This window comes from Streptosporangium sp. G12 (assembly GCF_052983175.1).
Genome location: NZ_JBRIQO010000013.1, coordinates 177,311 through 195,830, shown reverse-complemented (window position 1 = coordinate 195,830; position 18,520 = coordinate 177,311). Strand labels below are relative to the sequence as shown.

Genomic DNA, 18,520 nt, shown 5'->3' with positions numbered 1-18,520 from the left:
TATCGGGAGGCGGCAGGATTGCTTTTTTCCTGACAAGTCTCACAAATCCCGGAATATCGCCGTGCCTATTTGGTAACGGTGACGTAACAAGCCTTTACTGATGATTCCGTCCGGTGATTGACTCCGGTCATCCAACTGTAAGCGCTTCCACTCTCCCTCGCCGCCGAGTGTAAGCGCTTCCACTTCCCGGCAGATCGGACGACGGGTGTCAAACAGCGACGAAGGTCAGGGCGCGACCATCTACGAGGTCGCGCAGCGGGCGGGCGTCTCCATCGCCACCGTCTCCCGGGCGCTGCGCAACACCGGCCCCGTCGCGGCCGGAACGCGCGAGAAGGTGCTGAGGGCGGTCGAGGAGCTCAGCTTCACCCCGAGCCGCCTCGGCGTCTCCCTGGCCCAGGGCCGCCACGCGGCCAACGGGATCGTCTTCCCCGACCTGTCCGGCCCCTACTTCGCCGAGGTCCTCCTCGGGTACGAGGAGGTGGCCGCCGAGCTCGGCCGCTCAGTGCTCATCCTGTCCACCCGCGGGCGGGCCGCGGTGCAGGACCTGGTCAGGGACCTCGTCGGCCGGGTGGACGGCATGGTGATCTTCGGCAGGACCGTCGAGGACGCCCTGGTGGACGAGATCGTCAGGAGCAGGACCCCGCTGGTCCTGCTCGCGCGCGATCCCGTCGAACGGGCGGACGCGGTCTCCAGCGAGAACACCGCCTCGGCCGAGGCGCTCGCCACCCACCTGCTCGGTCACGGCTACACCACCTTCGCCCTGGCCGGGGACGACGACCGGGGCGACGTCACCCAGCGCTGGACAGGGGTCAGACGGGTCCTGTCCGGCCACGGGATCCGGCCTCCGGCGCCGTTGCCCTGCGAGCTCACCGTGGAGGGCGGGTACGCGGCGGGGCGTGCGCTGCTCGGCGGGAAACCCGATGACGGACGCCGTCCCGAGGCGGTGATCTGCGCCGACGACCAGGTGGCCCTGGGCGTCATCCTGGCGGCCGAGGAGCTCGGCCTCGACGTGCCCGGCGACGTGGCGATCACCGGCTGGGACGACATCATGGCCGCCCGCCACGCCAGGCCCGCCCTCACCACGGTGCGCCAGCCCATGCGCCTGCTCGGCGCCCGCGCCGCCCGCGCGCTGGACGAGCTCATCAAGGGCACCCGCACCGTCCCGAACTCCGAGATTCTCCCCACCCAGCTGATCGTCCGATCCAGCTGCGGGCCTCACCCCCTGGAGGAAAAGTGAAGAAGTACGCCGTCGGGATCCTCGCGCTGGGGCTGGTGCTCGCCGGATGCGGCCGGAGCACCGGAGGGGCCGCCGAGCAGGCGAGGGACGTCGACACCGGCAAGGCCGCCGGCGAGGTCACGGTCTGGGCGATCGGGGCCGAAGGGGAGGCGCTGGGCGCCTTCGCCAAGGACTTCGAGACGGCCAACCCCGGCATCACGATCAAGGTGACCGCGCTCGGCTGGGACGTCGCCCACGACAAGATCACCGCGGCCATCGCGGGGAACGCCACCCCCGACGTCACCATGCTGGGCAGCACCTGGATGGGCGAGATGGCCAAGACCGGCGCCCTCGACCCCACCCCGGCCAACCTGATCGACAAGTCGGCGTTCTTCCCCGGCGCGTGGGGCACGGTCGAGGTGGAGGGGACCGCGTACGGCGTGCCCTGGTACGTCGAGACCCGCGCCCTGTACTACCGCAAGGACCTCGCCGAGAAGGCGTCGGTGAAGCCGCCCGCCACCTGGGAGGAGACCACCGCCTTCGTGAAGGCCCTCAAGGAGAGGGGCGGCGCCTCGCTCGGCGTCGAGCAGAACTTCCGGCAGGGCTCCTGGCAGGAGGTGCTGCCGCTGGTGTGGCAGGCGGGGGGCGAGATCATCGCGGACGGGAAGTGGACGCTGGACACCCCCGAGATGGTCAAGGCGCTCAAGCAGTACGGCTCGTTCTTCGAGAGCGGGCTCGCCAGCACCGACCAGCCGACCGGCGCCTTCCCGCAGACGTTCGTCAAGGGGAAGGTCGGCGCCTTCTACTCCGGGCCGTGGATGATCGCGGGCCTGGAGAAGGACGGCGGCGAGGGCTTCGGCGACAAGTTCGCCGTCGCGCCCTACCCGAAGGGGAGCGCCGGAGGCCCCAGCCTGGTCGGCGGCAGCGACATGGTGGTCTTCAAGGACGCGAAGAACCGCGAGGCCGCCTGGAAGTTCCTGCGCTGGCTCGTCGACCCCAAGGTCCAGGCCACCTGGTACACCAAGGTCAACGCGCTGCCCAGCGTCGAGGCCGCCTGGCAGGACCCGGCGCTCACCGCCGACGAGCGCGTCACCGTCTTCGGCGAGCAGCTCAAGAACGCCAAGGCCGTCCCCGCCGTCCCGACCTGGGAGCAGGTGGCCAAGGTGATGGAGACCGAGGTCGAGAAGATGGCCCTGGGCAAGCAGACGGCCGAGGAGACGGCCAAGCGCGTCCAGGAGCAGGCCGAGACCATCGGGACCGGGGTCTGACCATGGTGGTCAGCGAGCGGGTGGGCTCGCGCGAGCCCACCGGACCGGCTCCCGTCAGGGAGCGGCGATCCGGGGGAGGGTTCCGCCGTACCGGCCTGGCCTGGATCTTCGTGACGCCCTTCGTGGTGATGTTCGCGGTCTTCTGGGCGGGGCCGCTCCTCGTCGAGCTCGGCATGAGCTTCACCGACATGCGCAGCACCGACGTGCGCGACCCCCTCGGGGTGAACCTCGTCGGGCTCGACAACTACCTGCGGCTGTTCGACGACGAGCTCATGCGCAAAGCCGCGGTCAACACGCTGATCTTCGTGGTGACCGCGCTCCCGCTCACCATCGCCCTCGGCCTGGGCGCGGCCGTGGCGCTGAACTCCGGGATCGCCCGGCTGCCCGCCGCGTTCTTCCGGCTCGGCTACTACCTGCCGTACGTCACCAGCATCATCGGCGTCGCGGTGGCCTGGAGGTTCCTGCTCGAACCCGACGCGGGACTGGTCAACCAGGTGCTCGCGGCGGTGGGCGTGGACGGCCCCCGCTGGCTCGCCGACGAGAACCTGGCGCTTCCTGTGATCATCGTCATGACCGCCTGGCGGAGCTTCGGCTTCGACATGGTCGTCCTGCTGGCCGCCCTGCAGGGCATCCCCAGGGAGCTGTACGAGGCGGCGGAGGTCGACGGCGCCGGACGCTGGGAGCGGTTCCGCTCCGTCACGCTGCCGATGCTCCGCCCGGCGCTGCTGTTCTGCACCGTCTACAGCTCCATCGGGTTCGCCCAGTTCATGGAGGAACCGCTGGTGATGACCCAGGGAGGCCCGGCGGGAGCGACCACCTCGGCGTCGCTCGCCATCTACAACCAGTTCGGCTCCGGCAACTACGGCTACGCCGCCGCCGCGGCGAGCGTCCTGTTCACCGTGATCGTGGCCCTCGCGGTCCTGCAGTTCCGGGTCGGGAGGTCCAGATGAGGCCCGTTCAGGGCGGGGAGGCCCCCGCGAAACCGGCCCCGGGCCGGGAGGCCGGCGTGAAACCGGCGCCGGGGCGGAAGCCCACCGCGAGACCCGCTCCGGGCCGCGAGGCCCTCGTGAAACGCCGCTTCTCCACGTACGCGCTGCTCAGCGTCGGGCTCGTGCTCGTCGTGCTCCCGTTCGCCTGGACGCTGCTCACCTCGTTCAAGCCGGAGATTGAGATCAGGCGGACACCGCCGGACCTGCTGCCGGTGCAGTGGACGCTCGGCAACTACGGCGAGCTGCTGGAGAAGATGAACATCACGCAGGTGTTCGTCAACAGCGCGGTGGTGGCCCTCGCCACCGTCGCGGGCAACCTGCTGTTCTGCTCGATGGTCGGGTACGCCTTCGCCAAGCTCGCCTTCCGCGGCAAGAACGTGCTCTTCGCGCTGGTCCTCACGCAGATGGCGCTGCCCGCCATCGTGGTGATGATCCCGCAGTTCGTGCTCATCGCGAAGCTCGGCCTGGTCAACACCTTCCTCGGGATCATCCTGCCCGGCCTGGTCACCCCGCTGGGCATCTTCCTGATGCGCCAGTTCATCGCGGACATCCCCGACGAGCTGATCCACGCCGCGCGGGTCGACGGCGCCAGGGAGTTCCGGATCTTCTTCAGGATCGTCATGCCGCTCTGCAAGCCCGCGCTCGCCACGCTCGGCCTGATCACGTTCCTCGGCTCGTGGAACAACTTCCTGTGGCCCGCGGTGGTCGCCCAGAGCGAGGACAAGTACACGCTGCCCGTCGCGCTGGCGATCTTCAACGGCTACCAGGGAACCCAGTACGGCCTGCTCATCGCCGGGGCGGTGGTCGTCGTGCTGCCGGTCCTGGTCCTCTTCGTCTTCCTGCAGCGCTTCTTCACCCAGGGAATCGCCTCCACCGGACTCAAGTAACCCCCCACGTAAGGAGCACCCGTGCGTCGTCGTCACGTGGCCGCCCTGGCGGCCTGCCTCGCCCTGATCACGGCCGCCCCCTCTCCCGCCTCGGCCGCCCCTACCCCCGCACCCCCCGCATCCCCCGCCCCCTCCGGTTCCCCCTCCGCGTCTCCCCTCGTCACCCCCGATGTCCCCTTGACAGCGGGGCGGCAGCGGGAGCTGCTGCGCCGCTACGCCGCGGACACCTGGAAGTCCATGGCCGCGATGGCCGACCCGGCGACCGGGCTGCCCTCCGACAAGATCGACGGCTCGCTCGACCCCGCCACCCGCGCCAAGGTGACCTCGCCGACCAACATCGCCACCTACCTGTGGAGTACGGTGGCCGCCCGCGACACCCGCCTCATCTCCAGGGGTGAGGCCCTGCGCCGCGTGACCAGGACGCTCGCCTCGACGGCGAAGCTGGAGCGGCACGCCCCGACCGGCCAGTTCTACAACTGGTACGACCCGCGCACGCTCCAGATCGTCCGCACCTGGCCGGAGGACGGCTCAGCCGTCCAGCCGTTCCTGTCCAGCGTCGACAACGGCTGGCTCGCCGCCGCCCTCATGATGCTCAGAAGCGCCGTGCCCGAGGTCTCCGAGCAGGCCGGGGCGCTGGCGAGGAGCATGGACTTCGAGTCCTACTACGACCCGCAGGCACGCCCCGACGCGGGCACCGGCCTGCTGCGCGGCGGGTTCTGGCCGGACAAGCCCACCGGCTGCTCGGTCGAGAGCGACTACAACGGCTCGGGGACCACGGTCCACTCCACCTGCCACCACTACGGCGCGCTCACCGAGGCCAGGATCGCCAGCTACGTCGGCATCGTCCTCGGCCAGCTCCCGCCCGAGCACTACTACGGCATGTGGCGGACCTTCCCCGACACCTGCGACTGGTCGTGGGCCGAGCAGAAGCCGGTCGGCGCCTGGCGCACGTACATGGGCGTCAACGTCTTCGAGGGCACCTACGGCTACCGCGGCATGCGCCTGGTGCCCACCTGGGGCGGCAGCATGTTCGAGGAGCTGATGGTGACCCAGCTCGTGCCGGAGGACGTCTGGGGCGCCAGGAGCTGGGGCCGCAACCAGCCGGTCTACATCGCCGCCCAGATCGAGCACGGGATGAACGAGGCGAAGTACGGCTACTGGGGCTTCTCCCCGTCCAACGACCCCGCCGGGGGCTACCGCGAGTACGGCGTGGACGCGATCGGCATGGACACCCCCGGCTACACCTCCGACCAGGAGCGCACCTCCGTCGACTACGGCTTCGAGGGATGCCGCGAGGGAGCTCCGGAACCGGCGTCGTACGGGGACGGCGTGGTCACCCCGCACGCGTCGTTCCTCGCGCTGCGCCACGCGCCCGACGCGGCTCTCGCCAACCTCGCCAGGCTCAGGGCGAACTTCGACGCCTACGGGCCCGGCGGTTTCTACGACGCGGTCGCCGTGCGCAGCGGCAAGGTCGCCAAGCAGTATCTCGCCCTCGACCAGGGAATGATCATGATCGCGCTCGGCAACGCGCTCGCGGACGACAGCCTGCGCCGCCACTTCGCCACCCGCGACGTCACGGCCAGGCTCGCCCCCGTGCTGCGCCTGGAGGAATGGGCCGTCGTGCCTCCCAAGTGAGCCGTGGCCCAACGCGCACATCCACCCATCGACCATCGGGGAGACATCAATGAGCACGGCCGACGCCGCACACCGGGACTGGCAGGCCCGCATCTACCGGCCGTCGGGGGAGGTGGCCGCGGCCGGAGGGGTCGAGGTCGCCGCCCCCCGCGGCCTGCGCGCCGACAGCGGAGGCGGGCACGTCACGCTGACCTGGGAACCGGTGGCCGGGGCCATCGGCTACCTCGTCCACCGCGCGCCCGCCGAGGACGGGCCGTACACCCCGACCGAGCAGCGTGACGTCGACGTGCCGGCCGTGCCGGATCCGCGCTACGTCGACACGCGCGGGGAACCCGCCTGGTACCGGGTCGCCGCCGTCACCACCATGGAGCGGACCGGCCCCCTCACCGAGGCGGTGTTCGCCGCGCCGCTCGAAGAGCCGGGCGCGACGGTCCTGCGGGTCGACGCCTCGGTGAGCACGCGGCCGCTGCCCAGGCCGTGGAAGTACATGATCGGCTCCGAGCACCTGTCGTACATGCTGTCCGCCGACACCGTGGGCGGGCGCCCGATCGGTCCCGAGCTGACCGAGGCGCTGCGGACGATGCGGGACGAGCTGGGCGTCGAGACCGTGCGCGCCCACGCGATCCTCTGCGACGACCTCGGCGTCTACCGGGAGGAGGACGGCAAGCCCGTGCACGACTTCAGCCGGGTGGACGAGGTCTACGACACGATCACCGCGTTCGGCATGCGGCCGATCGTGGAACTGTCGTTCATGCCGCGCGACCTCGCCTCCGACCCGTCGAAGACGGTCTTCGGCTACGAGGCGATCATCTCGCCGCCCAGGGACTACGACCGGTGGGGCGACCTGGTCCGCGACCTCACCCGGCACCTCGTCGACCGGTACGGCCTGCGCGAGGTGGTCGACAACTGGGCCTTCGAGGTGTGGAACGAGGCCAACCTGGAGGTCTTCTGGAGCGGTACGCCACAGGAGTTCTTCCGCCTGTACGACGTGTCGGCGGCGGCGGTCAAGGACGTCCACCCGGACATCCGCGTCGGCGGCCCGTCGTCGGCGGCCAACGGCTGGGTCCAGGAACTCATCGACCACGTGGACGCCTCGGGCGCGGCGCTCGACTTCGTCTCCACCCACACCTACGGCAACGCCCCGCTCGACTGGCGGCCCGCCCTGGAACGGCACGGCCGCGCGGGCACGCCGATCTGGTGGACGGAGTGGGGACCGACCCCCACCCACTTCCACGGCATCGGCGACGGGCCGTTCGGGGCGGCGTTCCTGCTGCACGGGATGCGGTCGGCGGCCGGGCGGGTGGACGCGCTGGCCCACTGGGTGGCCTCGGACCACTTCGAGGAGCTGGGCCGCCCGCCCGCGCTCTTCCACGGCGGGTTCGGCCTGCTCACGGTCGGCAACCTGCGCAAGCCCCGCTACCTCGCGCTCACCCTGGCCGACCGGCTGGGCGAGGACGAGCTCGCCTGCTCGGCCGGCGGCGACGTCGCGGGAGTCGAGGCGTGGGCGGCGCGCTCGGCCACCGGCGCCGTCGGGGTGCTGGTGTGGAACGGCACCCTCGACCAGGACCGGGCCGACGGCGCGGAGATCCTGTCGCGCGAGATCGCCCTCACCGTCGAGGGCCTGGCCGCGGGGGACTACGCGGTCAGCCACCACCGGATCGACGAGCGGCACTCCAACATCCGGGCGGTCTGGGCGGAGGTCGGCGGGGGTGCCGACTGGCCCGAGGGCGAGCAGTGGGAACGGCTCCGCGCCGCGAACGGCCTGGACGAGCTGGAACCCGCCCGTACCCTCCACGCGCCGGACGGGATCCTGCGGCTGGAGTTCTCCCTGCCCATGCCCGCCGTCTCCTACCTGGAGTTGACCCCGGCGTGACGGGGACGCGCGTCCCCCCGAGCCCTCGGAGGGGTCGCCGATACGGCCGTCGATACGGCCGCCGGTGCGGGAGCGCGCGCGGGAGGCGCGCGCCCCGCTTCACCGGGTTCGGAGGGGCGCGTACCGGGGCGGGGGCCGGTCGATCTCACTTCCGGCGGGATTGCCTGGTCGTTTTCGGGAACCGCGGGCACGCGGGAGGGCAACAACGGGTGTCCTGACCGAGAGCCGAGAGGCCGGATATGAGCGAAACGAGCCGGACCCGGACGGGGGCGGGCGGCATCCTCCCCGTCGATGAGGCGGAGGACCGGGACACCTCCCCCACCGGCGGGGCGGGGGACCGCGACCTCTCTCCCGCCGGTTCCCCCGTCGATGGGACGGAGGCCGACGACGCCTCCCTCGTCGTGCGGTCGCGGCGGGAGCCGGAGGCGTTCGCCGCGGTCTTCCACCGGCACGCGCCGGAGATCAAGCGCTACGTCACCCGGCGGCTGGGCGCCGACGCGGCCGAGGACGTCGTGGCGGACACCTTCCTCGTGGCGTTCCGCGGCAGGGAGGGCTACGACCCGGCGCAGCCCAGCGCGCGCCCGTGGCTGTACGGCATCGCGACCAACCTGATCAGGCGGCACAAGCGCGTCGAGGTGCGGCGGCTGCGCGTTCTCGAACGGACCGGCGTCGACCCGGTGACCGCACCGTTCACCGAGCGCAGCGACGAGCGGCTGAGCGCCGGTGCCGCGCGAAGGAGGCTGGCCGCCGCCCTGGCGAGGCTGCCCGCGGGCCACCGGGACGTGCTGCTGCTGGTGACGTGGGGCGGTCTCACCTACCCGGAGGCCGCCCAGGCGATGGACATCCCGGTGGGCACGGTCCGCTCGCGCGTCAACCGGGCCAGGAGCAAGGTGCGCGAGGAACTCGGCGGGGTCGACCCCACGTCCGTCAACGAGGAGACCTTCCATGGATGAGATGACCCAGGTGAACCGGCTGCGCTCGGAGGTGCCCCGGCCGGACCCGGCGGAACTGCGCGCCGAGGAGCGGCGGCTGCTGTCGGAGATCGCCGCCCTCGGCGCGACACCGGCCGGCCCCGGGGCCCGCCGTCCGGCCGGCCTCCGGAGGAACCTCCGGCTGAGCCTGAGAACGAGCCTGGGAACGAGCCTGGTGCTGGGGGCCGGGGCCGCGGTGGTCGTGGGACTCGGGTTCGTCGAGACCGGCCCGGCCTCCCGGCCGGAGACGACCGTCCGGGTGGCGCCCGTGGCCATGTCGGCGGTCCTCCAGCGGGCCGCCGACACCGCGGGCGAGCGGGACGAGCTGGACCCGAAGCCCGGCCAGTTCCTCGCCTACGAGATACAGAGCATGTTCCCGGTCAAGCTGAGGGAGGGCGGCAAGGAGGTCCGCTTCTTCGACCGCGTGCTGTTCAAGGTGTGGTTGCCGGTCGAGGGCTCCCCCATGGAGGGGGTCACGTCGAGCAGGCATCTGGAGCCGGAGCCGTTCCCCGGGGAGCCGCTGCCCGCCGAGGCCGAACGGCGGGAGGGCGGCGGCGCGCCGCCGTCGAGGTTCACCGGCCACGACATCCGTGCCGAGCACCAGCGCACCGACTACGCCTACCTGAGCCGGTTGCCCACCGATCCCGCGGGGATGCGCGAGCACCTCTACCGGGGTCTGGCCCAGGACCCCCTGGCCGACTACAAGGCGTGGGGGAACGTCGGCTCGATGATCACGCAGGCGTACATGCCGTCCGCCCAGCGGGCCGCGCTGTTCCGGGCGGCCGGTACGATCCCCGGCGTCGAGACCGTCGACCGGGCCGAGGACGCGGCCGGGCGCGAGGGGGTCGCGGTGGCCATGGCCAACAAGCTCGGCGGGGTGCGGCACGAGTACATCTTCGACTCCACCACCCACCTGTACCTAGGCGAGCGCGTCGTCGCGACGGACGCCGCCAGGGCGGGGGCGCCGGAGGGCACCCTGCTGACCTCGACGGCGCAACTGAAGGTCGAGGTGACCGACAGCGCGCCCGAGGCGGCCGGCCCCGCGTCCGGCGGCGTCGACCCCGCGACCGGCACACAAGGAGCACGCGACTAGCACGAACCGTGCGATGGTGACGCACGGATCGAGTGGTATTAATCCACACTCTTATCAACAGTTCAAGGGCTGGCGAATTCATCATTCTCTGTCACCATTGCCCCATGTACGCCTTCCGTTTTGTTCGCGCCGCGGTGTTCGCGGTCGTGTGCGTGACGGCGTCACTGGCCATGCACGTGCTGGCCGGAGGCAGCCCGGTGGGACCGGGTGTGCTGGTCTGGGCGGTGCTGCCGACCGCGGCGGGCGCGTTCGCGCTCGCCCGGCGGCGGCGTGGTTTCGGCATGCTGCTGGGGGCGAGCTTCGCCGCGCAGTACGGCATGCACCTGTGGTTCACCTCCGGCGCGGTACCACCGTCGACCGGGCACGAGCACGGCGCCGGTGACCTGTCCACCGGCCTGTTCATGCTGCTGGTGCACGCCGTGACGGCGGTGCTGTCGGCACACTGGCTGGAGCGGGGGGAGTGCGGCCTGGCCACACTCCTGTTCCTGCTCTTCGCCCCGGTCCTCACCCTGCTGCGGTGGCGCGCGCCCGTCACCTGCCTCGTCGCGCTCCCCGCCGCGCCCGGCGACCGGGTGCCACCGGTCACCCGGCTGCTCGCCGCCGCCGTCTCGCGCCGCGGGCCGCCCGCGGCCTCGTACGCCGTCTGACATCGGGCCGTCGCGCCCGGACGCCGTCGCGCCCTCGCCGGGCCCGCGTCTCCGGGCGCCGTACCCCTCCCGACCGCGGGTCGTAGCGCCGTCGCGCCGTCGCGCCCTTCCCGGTCGGTGAGCCCGAGTGCCGCCACACCGGCGCCCGCCGGCGCCTACCGGTTCCCGGTGGTACCCGGCGGCACCAGCCAACGCCAACGCCAACGGGCCGCGAGCCCGGCTCCCGCCATGCCTCCGGCCGGTGAGAGCCGGAATCCCGCCTGCCCTGCCGCGACGCCGAATCGAACCTCACACCGCGGTGCCGCGTACCCGACGGTGCGCGCGTTCCCTGCGAACGGAGAACCCTTCCCCATGACGTCCGACGTCGAGATCCAGCCCGGGACCGGGCCGTCCGGCCCCTCGCCGGTCCCCGTGCCCCCCGTGTCCCCCGTGTCCCCGGTGTCCCCGGTGTCCCCGGTGCCCTCCACCTGGGCGACGCTGCGCTCGCTCCTGCTCCGCCTGCACTTCTACGCCGGGATCCTCGTCGCGCCCTTCCTGCTGGTGGCGGCGACGACCGGCCTGCTGTACGCCGCCTCCTTCCAGCTGGAGAAGGTGGTCCACTCCCACGAGCTGACGGTCCCCGTACCGGCCGGGCAGCAGAAGCTGCCCCTGGCGCGGCAGGTCGCGGCCGCGACCGCCGCGCATCCCGGGGGAACGGTCGGAGCCGTATGGACCTACGACGAGCCTGACGCGACGACCCGGGTGCTGTTCAACGACCCCGGCCTCGCGGAGAGCGTCCGCACGGCGGTCTTCGTCGACCCGTACACCGCCCAGGTCCGCGGGTCGCTGGAGAGCTACGGCGGCTCGGGAGCCCTGCCCGTGCGAACCTGGATCTCCCAGCTCCACCGCCACCTGCACCTGGGCGAGCCGGGACGCATCTACAGCGAGACGGCCGCCAGCTGGCTGTGGCTGGTCGGGCTCGGCGGCCTGGTGCTGTGGCTGACCCGCCGCCGCCGTGCCGGTCAGCGGCTGCGCCGCCTCGTCGCCCCCGAGCGCGGCGCCCGCGGCCGGCGCAAGACCCTCTCCTGGCACGGCTCGGTCGGCCTGTGGGCGCTGGTCGGCCTGCTCGCCCTGTCGGCCACCGGCCTGACCTGGTCGAAGTACGCGGGAGCCAACGTCGACGTGATCCAGAGGGCGATCGGCTGGGACACCCCGTCGATGCCCGTCTCCGGCGGCCACGGTGACCACGGCGGCCACGCCGGAGGGGACGCGGGCGCCGCCCCGGCCGCCGACCCCGACCAGGTCGTCCAGGCGGCGGCGGGCAAGGGCCTGTCCGGACCCCTGGAGATCGTCTGGCCGGCCGAGTCCGGCGACCCGTACGTCGTCAAGGAGACGGACCGCCTCTGGCCGCAGCGCAACGACCAGGTGGCGGTCGACGCCGCAAGCGGCCAGGCGGTCGCGGAGCTGCGCTTCGACGACTTCCCCATCGGGGCCAAGCTGACCCGGTGGGGCATCGACGGGCACATGGGAGTGCTGTTCGGCCTGGTCAACCAGATCCTGCTGGCCGCGCTGGCCGTGGCGCTGATCTCGGTCATCGTGTGGGGCTACCGCATGTGGTGGCTGCGCCGCCCGACCCGCGGCTTCGGCGTCCCCTACGAGCGCGGCGGCCTGCGGCGGCTGCCCCTCGCCGTAGTCCTTCCCCTGGCGGCCGTGGCGGTCGCGGTGGGCGTGTTCCTCCCGCTGCTGGGCATCTCGCTGCTCGCCTTCCTCGTGGTCGACGTCGTCCTGGCCAGGGTCGCGGCGTCGCGCGCGGGGAAGCCGGAAACCGGCGAGCCCGGCGAGGCCGGCACGTTGAACGAGCCCGGCGAGCCCGGCGGGTCGGATGAGCCCGGCGAGCCGAGCAAGCCCGAGGCCGGGGTCTCCGGCTGAGACTCGCCGGCGGCGGCCGAGGACCCTCCAGGACCGGACCGGCCGGGGACGAGTGACCCCGGCCGGACCGGCCGGGACGGCGGGGTGCGGCGTGGGCGCACGCCGCACCCCCGCCCCGTCCCGGCCTCTCCGCTCAGTCGGGGTGGTGCTGGTGCTGCAGGTAGGCGGCGGTCTCGGGGTTCGCCGGGAAGTACGCCTCGATGGCCAGCTCGGCGACGGTGATGTCCAGCGGGGTGCCGAAGGTGGCCATGGTGCTGAAGAAGGCCAGCTCCCGGTAGCCGCGGCGGAGCCGCAGGGGGATCACGATGTCGCCGGGCCCCGGCCGGTCTATCTCCGGCTCGGGCTGGTCGCAGGGGTAGTCGTCGAGCTCCTGCCAGAGCGCCGCCAGCTCGGGGTCGGCGGTGAGGCTCATCTGGCGGCGGAGCCGGTGCAGTAGGTGGGCCCGCCACTCGCCCAGGTTGATGATCCGTTGCGCCATGCCCTTGGGGTGCAGGCTCAGCCGCAGCACGTTGACCGGGGGGACCAGCAGCTCCGGCGCGACCCCGCGCAGCAGCAACCCGGTCGCGGCGTTGCGGTCGACGAGGTTCCAGCGCTGGTCGACGACGACCGCCGGGTACGGTTCGTGCCCGCTCAGCACCTGCCCCAGCGCCTCCCGTACCGACGCCATGTGCGGTGAGCTGAGCGGCGTCTCCGCGTAGAGCGGCGCGAACCCGCCGGACAGCAGCAGGTGGTTGCGCTCGCGCAGCGGGAGCTCCAGCTCCTCCGCGAGGTGCAGGATCATGTCCCTGCTCGGTTTGGACCGCCCCGTCTCCACGAAGCTCAGGTGCCGGGTGGAGATGTCGGCCTGGATCGCGAGGTCCATCTGGCTCATCCGCCGTCGTTCCCGCCACTGGCGCAGAAGCTCGCCTACCGGCCGGGACGCGCTGGTGGTGGTCACCTACGCCACGATAATCGGTGACGTTTGGCGAAACCATTACCACCCACGTAACGCGCGCCATGATGTCGGAGCTGAAGTGGCGCTTGCGTTTCCCAGGAAATCCGAATCGCTGGCCGCCGCGATCCATGTTGGCTAGAATTATGTACATGACTGTTCTTCCTCTCGCGGACGCGCGAAACCGGCTCTCCGGCATCGTCGAGTCCGCGGTCACCACCCATGAGCGATTCGAGATCACTCGTAACGGCCTGCCCGCCGCTGTGCTGCTGGCCGCCGACGACTACGAGACGATGCGCGAGATGATCGAGATTCTCGCTTCGACGGAAACGGTGGCGGCCATTCGCGAAGGGCTCGCCGACCTGGAGTCGGGACGCGTCTCCTCCCTTGAGGAGGTGGAGGCCGAGCTCCGCCGGACCGGTCGTCTGTGAGCAGGCGGTATGAACTCAGCCTCACCCGCCGTGCCAGGCAGGATCTCGCCGAGCGGCTGCCGGCGAAGGTCGTTCCGGCGGTGTGGGAGTTCATCACCGGCCCGCTCCTGGACAACCCTCACCGGGTGGGCAAGCCGCTCGACGAGCCTCTCGCCCCGCAGTGGTCAGCGCGCCGGGGCGACTACCGGGTGCTCTATCTGATCGACGACGACACGATCGTGGTCCAAGTGATCACCATCCAGCATCGATCGGACGCCTACCGGTCGCGGTGAGGGGCGATCCTGGTCAGCGGTGGCGGACCTTGGTGGCGAGGCGGTTGAGGATGCGGTCCCACTCGGTGCCGAAGGGGTTGTCCTGGACGAGGTAGGTCCAGGTGGCCGTGGGGCGCTTGAGGCCCGCGCCCTCCAGGTCGAGGCCCTCCTCGGTGACGGAGGCGGTCTCGAAGGTCTCGACCGAGCGTGACTCGATCTCGGCCAGCAGGCGCTGGTAGGCCGGGACGGCGTCCTTGTGGAACTCGTCGATCGGGTTGAGCCGGCCGAGGACCCGCAGGTGGATGCCCTCCCGCAGCTCCGCCAGGTACGCCAGGTGGTCGGCCCAGCCGCGGTCGAGGTGGAACAGCACGATCTGGCGGGCCGCCTCGTGCAGCACGTCCTCGCCGACGCTCTCCGCCAGCTCCGCCCACCGCTCGGGGGCCGCCGCGGCCAGCGCCTCGCCGGCCACCCTGTCGCGCAGGACCCGGTCGCGGCGCTCCAGCAGCTGGCCGCGCTGGCGCTCCAGCAGCCGGGTGTAGCGCCAGGTGTTGCGGTGGATCTCCATGTTGACGCCCTCGGCGACCCGCTGGGCGTGGCCCACGAGGGAGTGCTCGGGCACGCCCTTGGCGTACTCGTCGGCGACGTAGTGGGTGATCAGCTCGTCCTCGCCGCTGACGAGGAAGACCGAGCCGCCGGGGTCGCCCTGGCGGCCCGCGCGCCCGCGGAGCTGGTCGTCCAGGCGGCTGCTGGTGTGCCGGCCCGAGCCGATGACGTACAGGCCGCCGAGCTCGTCGACGCCCTCGCCGAGGCGGATGTCGGTGCCGCGCCCGGCCATCTGGGTGGAGACCGTGAGCGCGCCGCGCTCCCCGGCCCGGGAGATGATGGCCGCCTCCTCGGCGTCGTTCTTGGCGTTGAGGACCACGCACTCCAGCCCGCGCCCGCTCAGGGTGAGCGCCAGGCGCTCGGACTCGGCCACGTCCAGGGTGCCGATCAGGATCGGCCGGCCGGTGGCGTGCACCTCGACGATCTCCTCGACCAGCGCGAGGTCCTTCTCCATGCGGTACTCGAAAAGGCGGTCGGGCTCGTCGATCCGCACGTTCGGCCGGTTGGGCCGGATCACGGCGACCTTGAGGTCGTAGAACTCCCGCAGCTGGTCGCCGACCGCCACCGCGGTGCCGGTCATGCCGCACTTCTCCGGGTAACGGGTGATCAGCGCCTGGACGGTGATCGAGTCGAGGATCTCGCCGGTCTCCGACGGCGAGAGCGCCTCCTTGGCCTCCACCGCCGCCTGCAGCCCGTCCGGCCAGCGCTGCAGCAGCGCCACCCGGCCCCGGGAGGGGTTGATCAGGTGCACCTTGCCGTCACGGACGATGTAGTCGACGTCCTTGGTGAGCAGGGCGTGCGCGTGCAGCGCGAGGTTGACGTCCGTCAGGGTGGCCGGGGTGTCGTAGAGGTCGAGGCCGAGCGCCTGCTCGACGGTGTCGATGCCCTTGCTCGTCAGGTGGACGTTGCGCGCCTGGTCGTCGAGCTCGTAGTGGTAGCCCTTGACCAGCTGCCTGACCAGCGCCGCCATCTCCGGGACCGCGTCGCCGGGGTCGGCGGCGCCGGCCAGTACCAGCGGCACCCGGGCCTCGTCGACCAGCACGGAGTCGGCCTCGTCGATCAGCGCCACGGCCGGCGCGGGCACGATCAGGTCGTCCACGCTGGTGCTCAGCCGGTCGCGCAGCACGTCGAAGCCGATCTCGCTGACCGAGCCGTACGTCACGTCCGCCGCGTAGGCCGCCCGGCGCTCGCCGGGCGTGGAGTTCTGCCCGATCCAGCCGCAGGAGACGCCGAGCGCGGCGTAGAGCGGGCCCATCCACTCGGCGTCACGCTGGGCCAGGTAGTCGTTGACCGAGATGACGTGGACGCGCTTGCCCTGCAGGGCGTATCCGGCGGCGGCCATCGCGCCGGACAGGGTCTTGCCCTCGCCGGTGGCCATCTCCGCGACGTTTCCCGACAGCATCGCCAGCATGCCGACCAGCTGCACGTCGTACGGCCGCAGGTCGAGCGCGCGGCGCGCGGCCTCGCGCATGATCGCGCAGAACTCCGGAAGGTCGTCGGCCGACGGCGTGGGCAGCTCGTCGAGCGCGCGGATCCGCTCCTCGCGGGTCCCGGCCTCCGCGACGACCTTCTCGAACTTCGAGAGGTCGATGGTGCCGGGGCGTTCGAGGAACCGCCTGAAGAGCTGGGTAATCGAGGCCACGTTCCCTCCAACGCCCGTCCCCGGGCTCGCGTTCCGTCTCTCCGCACATTGTGGTGCAAAGATCGGCCGTTCAGGATCGGGGTGCTCCCGCCAGATTTCCGGAGCACCGGTGACTTGTCACGCCATAGCGGGATAAGTCGGAGGCGATTTTAGCCAACAAGCCGTGGACATCCAGGATGATCACCACAAAGCTTGGAACATGGCCTTCTCCGATTACCAGTACGAGATATACCTCAACGGCCTGGTCGGGACCCCGCCCGCGTACTCGACGTCCGTCACCGAGCTGGAGCGGGTCGCGCGCGAGCGGCTCGACCCGGGACCGTACTGGTACGTCGCCGGTTCCGCGGGGACCGGCGCGACCGAGCGCGCCAACCGCGAGGCGTTCGACCGCCGGAGGATCGTGCCCAGGATGCTGCGCGACGTCCCGGTCAGGGACCTCGCCGTCGAGCTGTTCGGCAGGACCTATCCCGCGCCGCTCGCCCTCGCCCCGATCGGGGTGCAGTCGATCGTGCACCCGGACGGCGAGATGGCCACCGCGAGGGCCGCCGCCTCGCTCGGCATTCCCACGGTGCTGAGCACCGCCGCGTCCCACACGCTGGAGGAGGTGGCCGAGGCCGACGGCCCCCGGTGGTACCAGCTCTACTGGCCGCACGACGACGAGGTCACGCTCAGCCTGCTCGACCGGGCCGCCAAGAACGGCTACGACACCCTGGTCGTCACCCTCGACACCTGGACCCTGGCCTGGCGCCCGCACGACCTCGACCACGCCTATCTGCCGTTCCTGCGCGGGACCGGCCTGGCGATCCCGCTGTCGGACCCGGTGTTCCGCGCCAGGCTGGCCCGCCCGGTCGAGGAGGACCTCGACGCGGCGATCATGCAGTGGGTGCCGATGTTCAACGGCCGCCCCCACACGTGGGACCAGCTGGCCCTGCTCCGCGACAACTGGGACGGGCCGATCGTCCTCAAGGGCGTCCAGCACGTGGACGACGCCCTGCGCGCCGCGGACGCGGGCATGGACGGCGTGGTCGTCTCCAACCACGGGGGCCGCCAGATCGACGGCGCCACGGCCTCGCTCGACGCGCTCCCCGCGATCGCGGCGGCCGTGGGCGACCGGATGACCGTGCTGTTCGACTCGGGCGTCCGCACCGGCTCCGACATCGTCAAGGCCCTCGCCCTCGGCGCGCGGGCCGTGCTCCTCGGCAGGCCGTACGTCTGGGGCCTGGCCGCGGGCGGTGAGGAGGGCGTGCGCCACGTGGTGCGCAGCCTGCTCGCCGAGCTCGATCTCACCCTCGGCCTGGCGGGCCACAGCCGCCCCGCCGATCTCGACCCTTCCGTCCTGGAGGCACCGTGAGCCTGTCCGACCTGCAGCCCGTTCCCAGCGACCAGCTCATCTTCCGGCTCCCGCAGAAGTTCGAGAGCGTGGAGGAGGAGCGCCGCCACCGCCGGGAACGCCTGGTCGCGGCGCTGCGGCTGTTCGGCGGGTTCGGCTTCGAGGAGGGGGTGGCCGGGCACATCACCGTCCGCGACCCCGAGCACACCGACCACTTCTGGGTGAACCCGTTCGGCATGTCGTTCAAGCACATCAAGGTCGGCGACCTGATCCTCGTCAACCACGAGGGCCAGGTGGTCGACGGCCGCCACCACGTCAACCAGGCCGCGTTCGCGATCCACTCGATGGTCCACCAGGCCAGGCCGGACGTGGTCGCCGCCGCGCACAGCCACTCGGTGTACGGCAAGGCGCTGTCGTCGCTCGGCACGCTCCTGGAACCGCTCACCCAGGACGCCTGCGCCTTCTACGAGGACCACGCCCTGTTCGACGACTACACCGGCGTCGTCCTGGAGACCGAGGAGGGCCGCCGCATCGCCCAGGCCCTCGGCTCCCACAAGGCGGTGATCCTGCGCAACCACGGGCTGCTGACGGTGGGCGACAGCGTGGACGCCGCCGCCTGGTGGTTCATCACGATGGAGCGTTCGTGCCAGGCCCAGCTCCTGGCCAAGGCCGCGGGGCCCACCGTCCAGATCACCCACGAGAACGCCAAGCTCACCCACGGCCAGATCGGCAACGACACGGTCGGCTGGATCAACTTCCAGCCCCTGTACGACCAGATCGTCGCCACCGAACCCGACCTGTTCGGCTGACGCCCCGCGCGGGCCCCGTACGGTTTCCCGTACGGG

General features: G+C 71.8%; 16 protein-coding genes. 14 read left to right on the top strand and 2 right to left on the bottom strand.

What is annotated here, in order from left to right; all coding sequences use genetic code 11:
- The first annotated feature begins 205 nt into the window (after nucleotides 1-205).
- From ACVCAG_RS21200 to ACVCAG_RS21155, 10 genes are all read left to right on the top strand, one after another.
- Nucleotides 206-1,237, top strand: coding sequence for a substrate-binding domain-containing protein (locus tag ACVCAG_RS21200; RefSeq protein ID WP_440081571.1), 1,032 nt, complete (start codon nucleotides 206-208; stop codon nucleotides 1,235-1,237).
- The gene (locus ACVCAG_RS21195; protein WP_447190147.1) at nucleotides 1,234-2,484 is read left to right on the top strand and encodes a sugar ABC transporter substrate-binding protein; all 1,251 of its coding nucleotides are present in this window, start codon (nucleotides 1,234-1,236) and stop codon (nucleotides 2,482-2,484) included. Before ACVCAG_RS21200 ends, ACVCAG_RS21195 begins: the two co-directional genes overlap by 4 nt.
- A 2-nt stretch (nucleotides 2,485-2,486) precedes the next feature.
- A complete protein-coding gene (locus ACVCAG_RS21190; RefSeq protein WP_440081568.1) occupies nucleotides 2,487-3,434 on the top strand; it encodes an ABC transporter permease subunit in 948 nt (315 codons plus the stop codon).
- Nucleotides 3,435-3,490: 56 nt separating this feature from the next.
- Nucleotides 3,491-4,360, top strand: a complete 870-nt coding sequence (locus ACVCAG_RS21185) for a carbohydrate ABC transporter permease (RefSeq protein WP_447190146.1) — start codon at nucleotides 3,491-3,493, stop codon at nucleotides 4,358-4,360.
- A 21-nt stretch (nucleotides 4,361-4,381) separates the two neighbouring features.
- On the top strand, nucleotides 4,382-5,995 hold the full coding sequence (locus ACVCAG_RS21180; protein ID WP_447190145.1) for a glucoamylase family protein: 1,614 nt from the start codon (nucleotides 4,382-4,384) through the stop codon (nucleotides 5,993-5,995).
- Nucleotides 5,996-6,044: 49 nt separating this feature from the next.
- Nucleotides 6,045-7,868, top strand: a complete 1,824-nt coding sequence (locus tag ACVCAG_RS21175) for a GH39 family glycosyl hydrolase (protein WP_440081565.1) — start codon at nucleotides 6,045-6,047, stop codon at nucleotides 7,866-7,868.
- A gap of 239 nt (nucleotides 7,869-8,107) precedes the next feature.
- Nucleotides 8,108-8,821 (top strand): RNA polymerase sigma factor, encoded by a 714-nt coding sequence (locus ACVCAG_RS21170; RefSeq protein WP_447190144.1) that lies wholly within the window; start codon nucleotides 8,108-8,110, stop codon nucleotides 8,819-8,821.
- Nucleotides 8,814-9,932: a CU044_5270 family protein gene (locus tag ACVCAG_RS21165; RefSeq protein WP_447190143.1), complete on the top strand. Its 1,119-nt coding sequence runs from the start codon at nucleotides 8,814-8,816 to the stop codon at nucleotides 9,930-9,932. Before ACVCAG_RS21170 ends, ACVCAG_RS21165 begins: the two co-directional genes overlap by 8 nt.
- Before the next feature lie 104 nt (nucleotides 9,933-10,036).
- Entirely contained in the window at nucleotides 10,037-10,579 is a 543-nt protein-coding gene (locus ACVCAG_RS21160) for a hypothetical protein (protein ID WP_440081561.1), read from the top strand.
- Nucleotides 10,580-10,930: 351 nt separating this feature from the next.
- Complete coding sequence (locus tag ACVCAG_RS21155) at nucleotides 10,931-12,487, top strand: PepSY-associated TM helix domain-containing protein (protein WP_447190142.1); 1,557 nt, start codon at nucleotides 10,931-10,933, stop codon at nucleotides 12,485-12,487.
- A gap of 133 nt (nucleotides 12,488-12,620) precedes the next feature.
- On the opposite strand, the gene ACVCAG_RS21150 is transcribed toward ACVCAG_RS21155, so the two are convergent.
- The gene (locus ACVCAG_RS21150; RefSeq protein ID WP_440065630.1) at nucleotides 12,621-13,424 is read right to left on the bottom strand and encodes an MmyB family transcriptional regulator; all 804 of its coding nucleotides are present in this window, start codon (nucleotides 13,422-13,424) and stop codon (nucleotides 12,621-12,623) included.
- Between the two features lie 146 nt (nucleotides 13,425-13,570).
- On the opposite strand from ACVCAG_RS21150, the gene ACVCAG_RS21145 reads away from it, so the two are divergent.
- Together ACVCAG_RS21145 and ACVCAG_RS21140 are read left to right on the top strand one after the other, a co-directional pair.
- On the top strand, nucleotides 13,571-13,849 hold the full coding sequence (locus ACVCAG_RS21145) for a type II toxin-antitoxin system Phd/YefM family antitoxin (protein WP_362837472.1): 279 nt from the start codon (nucleotides 13,571-13,573) through the stop codon (nucleotides 13,847-13,849).
- Nucleotides 13,846-14,121 (top strand): type II toxin-antitoxin system RelE/ParE family toxin, encoded by a 276-nt coding sequence (locus ACVCAG_RS21140; RefSeq protein ID WP_440081559.1) that lies wholly within the window; start codon nucleotides 13,846-13,848, stop codon nucleotides 14,119-14,121. Before ACVCAG_RS21145 ends, ACVCAG_RS21140 begins: the two co-directional genes overlap by 4 nt.
- Nucleotides 14,122-14,134: 13 nt before the next feature.
- Here the strand turns inward: ACVCAG_RS21140 and secA2 are convergent, their stop codons facing one another.
- On the bottom strand, nucleotides 14,135-16,336 hold the full coding sequence (gene secA2 / locus ACVCAG_RS21135) for an accessory Sec system translocase SecA2 (RefSeq protein WP_440081760.1): 2,202 nt from the start codon (nucleotides 16,334-16,336) through the stop codon (nucleotides 14,135-14,137).
- Nucleotides 16,337-16,544: 208 nt separating this feature from the next.
- Between secA2 and ACVCAG_RS21130 the strand changes: the two genes are divergently transcribed.
- A complete protein-coding gene (locus tag ACVCAG_RS21130; protein ID WP_440081558.1) occupies nucleotides 16,545-17,696 on the top strand; it encodes a lactate 2-monooxygenase in 1,152 nt (383 codons plus the stop codon).
- Nucleotides 17,693-18,484, top strand: coding sequence for a class II aldolase/adducin family protein (locus ACVCAG_RS21125; RefSeq protein WP_440081557.1), 792 nt, complete (start codon nucleotides 17,693-17,695; stop codon nucleotides 18,482-18,484). The genes ACVCAG_RS21130 and ACVCAG_RS21125 overlap by 4 nt, the downstream gene beginning before the upstream one ends.
- The last annotated feature ends 36 nt before the right edge of the window (nucleotides 18,485-18,520 follow it).